This window comes from Hymenobacter endophyticus (assembly GCF_032464715.1).
In the GTDB taxonomy this organism is placed as follows: Bacteria; Bacteroidota; Bacteroidia; order Cytophagales; family Hymenobacteraceae; genus Hymenobacter; species Hymenobacter endophyticus.
This window is the reverse complement of record NZ_JAWDJT010000036.1, coordinates 1-798: the sequence shown is the minus strand read 5'-3', so window position 1 is coordinate 798 and position 798 is coordinate 1. Positions and strand designations below refer to the sequence as shown.

1 protein-coding gene is annotated in these 798 nt (G+C 68.2%); it reads right to left on the bottom strand.

Translation table 11 applies throughout. The annotated features are described in order from the left end of the window. Positions 1–9: 9 nt before the first annotated feature. Positions 10–764, bottom strand: a protein-coding gene (locus ROI90_RS21095) for an IS5 family transposase (protein ID WP_316000263.1) whose coding sequence is annotated in 2 segments (ribosomal slippage) — positions 10–434 and positions 434–764 — 756 coding nt in all. Because the reading frame shifts where the segments join, the coding sequence is not laid out codon by codon here. Positions 765–798 lie beyond the last annotated feature (34 nt).

Below are 798 nucleotides of genomic sequence, written 5' to 3'. Positions count from 1 at the left end.
TAGGAAGTGTTAACAGTCACGCAGCCAGAGTACGGTTGCGGCAAGATGAACAAAGGCCAGAAAATGGGCATCCAACTTGTCATAGCGCGTGGCCACGCGGCGAAACTGCTTGAGGCGGCTAAACAGCCGCTCAATGGGGTGGCGCTGGGCGTAGCGGGCCGCGTCGTAGGCCCGCGGGTGTCGGCGCTTGCGCCGGGGTGGGATGACGGCACACGTGCCGCGGGCGGCCAGCGCAGCCACCAGTGGGTCGGAATCGTAGCCCCGGTCGGCAATCAAATAGGCCGGGGCCAGTCCGTCGAGCAGCGGCAAGGCCCGCGGCGCGTCGTGGCGCTGGCCCGCCGTCAGGCCGCCCCGCATGAAGCGGCCCCGCGCATCGGCCACCGTGTGCAGCTTGGTCGTCAGCCCGCCACGGCTGCGCCCGAGGGCTTGCGGCCCGTTTTTTTGCGTGCCCCGCTGGCATGCTGGTGTGCCCGCACGGTGGTCGAGTCCACGAGCAACGTGTGCAGCGCGTCGTCTTGTTGCACGGCGGCCAGCACCCGGGCCCACACACCCGAGGCTGTCCAGCGTTGGAAGCGCGTGTACGTGGTGTGCCAGTTGCCCCACGCCGGCGGCAAAGCCCGCCACCGGCAGCCGTTGCGTAGCAGCCAGAGCACGGCCTCCACAAAGCGCCGGTTGTCTTGGCCCCGCCCGCCGCTCGTGCCTTCCCGGCCCGGCAGTAACGGCGCGATGCGCGCCCACTGCGCGTCGGTCAACATGTACTCCATTCCCAAACATACTAGCCACTGTTAACACTTCCTA